Annotated in this window: 2 protein-coding genes; both read left to right on the forward strand. The window is 44.5% G+C overall.

The window, feature by feature from the left end; all coding sequences use genetic code 11:
* The first annotated feature begins 197 nt into the window (after window positions 1-197).
* A complete protein-coding gene (locus ACKPQ4_RS09220; RefSeq protein ID WP_407680892.1) occupies window positions 198-1,118 on the forward strand; it encodes an ion transporter in 921 nt (306 codons plus the stop codon).
* Between the two features lie 91 nt (window positions 1,119-1,209).
* A partial coding sequence (leuS, locus tag ACKPQ4_RS09225) for a leucine--tRNA ligase (protein WP_407680893.1) occupies window positions 1,210-3,002 on the forward strand: 1,793 nt, incomplete at its 3' end.

The following is a 3,002-nucleotide window of genomic DNA, read 5'->3' on the forward strand; positions in this document are numbered from 1 at the left end:
ATGATCAAATCATCCGTCTCATTGAGACTGGATGCCAAAATTTACTTAAGTCCTTTCCATCTTTGGTTTAACTTACTTATTCCAAGGGGCATCTGCCTCAATAATCTGCCAAATCACACGATTTACCTGGCAACTTCAGGGGTCTATTCTTGCCTGTTCTGTAACCATTCGTCATACCCGAATATCGAACAGTTGTTATGATTTCCTCCCATTGCTCGTCCCTTGCCAATAGCGATTATTTTAATCGCTTCATTATTGCGACCATATTACTAGCTGGGGTCGTAGTTGGTGCACAAACCTATTCTAATTTTGCTCAAGAAAATGAACAAATACTTAGCTTTCTAGACAGATTAATTCTCATTATTTTTACTCTTGAGGCATCGATCAAGATTTTGGCCCAAGGGAAAAATCCATTCAATTACTTTAAAAATCCCTGGAATGTTTTCGATTTTTTAATTGTGGCTGCCTGCCTACTCGAACCTTTTCTAAATTTGGGCGGTGCTTTTCTACCGGTTCTACGCCTTGCCCGTATTTTGCGTGTCCTTCGGTTAGTTACGGCTATTCCCAAGCTACAACTACTGGTAACCTGCCTGCTAAAGAGTCTGCCATCGATGTTCTATGTAAGCATCCTGCTATTTTTGCTCTTCTATATTTACGGAGCCATGGCAGTCTTTCTTTTTGGCGAAAATGATCCTATTCATTTTCAAAACCTTCAAACCTCCATCCTTTCCCTGTTTCGGGTTGTTACCCTCGAAGATTGGACAGATGTGATGTACATAAACATGTATGGATCAGACCAATATGGATACACTGCAGAGGATCTGGCTAAATGGAATCCAGTATCTTCAGGCTCCCCCCTCTGGGCTGCCGTTTTCTTTGTCAGTTTTGTACTAATTGGAACAATGATTGTGCTCAATTTAGTCATTGGAGTTATTATGAATAGCATGGACGAATCCAATGCTGAGATGTCGATCAAACAAGAGATCGAAAAACGCAAAAGTAATCCAGAACCTGTGCGCGATGGATTGCACGACCTGCAAAACCGTATGGAGGAACTGTCATCCGAATTGAAAGTCATCAAAAAAATGATCGAAGAAACCAATCATTCATCAAAATAATTTCTCTTCCTGCACATGCTTGCCAGACGGTGGGTTTACTTTTGCCAAAGCCTGAGGAATACTTCATTTTAGAAAGTCCTCTATTTTAATTATGTCTGATGACCAACAGAACTACGATTTTTCCACCATTGAAAAAAAATGGCAGGAATATTGGGAACGCGAAAATACCTTTCGGGCAGAAGATCATTCCGAAAAGCCAAAGTACTATGCCCTCGATATGTTCCCCTACCCGTCAGGGGCTGGTTTGCATATCGGACACCCCGAAGGTTATGTAGCCTCAGATATCCTTGCCCGATATAAAAAAGCAAATGGACACAATGTGCTACACCCCATGGGCTGGGATGCTTTTGGGCTTCCTGCCGAACAGTATGCGATCAAAACCGGAACCCATCCCTCTGTAACCACCAAGGCAAATGTAGATAACTTTCGCAGGCAGATCAAAAGTATCGGCTTTGCGATTGATTGGCAGCGGGAAATTAACACCACTGATCCAGGCTACTACCAATGGACCCAATGGATCTTTCTTAAACTCTTCCAGCGGGGACTTGCTTATGTTGCTGAAAAACCAGTTTGGTGGTGTCCGAACCTACTTGCGGTATTAGCCAACGAAGAGGTTGTCGATGGGAAGTCAGAAGTGGGCAATCATCCTGTTGAGCGACGGAACCTGCGGCAGGTTGTGCTACGAATCACCGCTTATGCAGAAAAGTTGCTCGAAGGATTGGATGATCTTGACTGGCCGGACTCGACCAAGCGCCAGCAAAAAGCTTGGATTGGAAAATCTGAGGGTGCTGAAGTTCAATTTCCTATTGTTGATAGCGAGGAAGAACTGACGGTCTACACCACCCGGCCCGATACTTTATTTGGGGCAACCTATATGGTAGTCGCACCGGAACATCCCTTGCTTAAAAATTTAGTCGTTCAAGAAAAAGCCGACGAAGTAAAAGCCTACATCAATAAAGCAGCAAAAAAAAGTGACCTAGACCGGACGGATCTTGCCAAAGACAAATCAGGCGTGTTTACCGGCAGTTATTGTACCAATCCTATAAATGGAGAAAAAGTTCCTGTCTGGGTTGCCGACTATGTTTTGATCAGCTACGGAACGGGCGCAATTATGGCCGTCCCTGCCCATGATGAAAGGGATCATGAATTTGCGGAGAAATTCAACATTCCCATCAGACGGGTTATTGCACATCCGCAAGGAGATGAGGAAAAAGGAAAACTCCCCTACTCCGGGCCTGGAAATATGGTCAATTCTGGTGCCTACGATGGCCTCGATGCCAAGAGTTGCAAAACTCAGATCATTGCTGACCTGGAGTCAAAAGGAACTGGAAAAGGTGCCATCAATTATAAGCTTCGAGATTGGATTTTCTCGCGTCAACGATACTGGGGAGAGCCAATCCCTTTGGTCTGGGTAAACCATGCGGATTTTCTAAAAGCCAAAGCCACGCCAGGAATTATCCAGGGGTTGTTACCCGAAAATGAAGTAACTTCAGATAAAGATGGGGAAACTTTTTATGCGCTCCCACTTCCCGCCTCTGAGCTTCCTCTTAAACTTCCAGAAGTTGAAAATTATCAACCAGCTGGTACTGGAGAGAGTCCGTTGGCTACAATTACTGATTGGTTGGATATTTGGTTTAATTTGGAGTCCGGCCAATCCGTTTCCCAAACTGAACCAAAACCTGATGGAAACAATTGGGTATCTGCTACGCGAGAAACCAACACCATGCCCCAATGGGCTGGGTCCTGCTGGTACCACTTACGTTATTTGGATCCAACTAATTCGGGTCATCTCGTCGACCCCAAGAAAGAAGGCTACTGGGGAAGCCCTGACTTTTACATTGGTGGGGCTGAGCACGCCGTGCTTCACTTGCTATACGCCAGGTT

It is taken from the genome of Candidatus Chordibacter forsetii (assembly GCF_964187505.1).
In the GTDB taxonomy this organism is placed as follows: domain Bacteria; phylum Verrucomicrobiota; class Verrucomicrobiia; order Opitutales; family Seribacteraceae; genus Chordibacter; species Chordibacter forsetii.

Excerpts from the sequence above, each read along its gene's own strand:
- ACKPQ4_RS09220 (WP_407680892.1), top strand. The coding sequence starts at position 198 with ATGATTTCCTCCCATTGCTCGTCCCTTGCCAATAGCGATTATTTTAAT.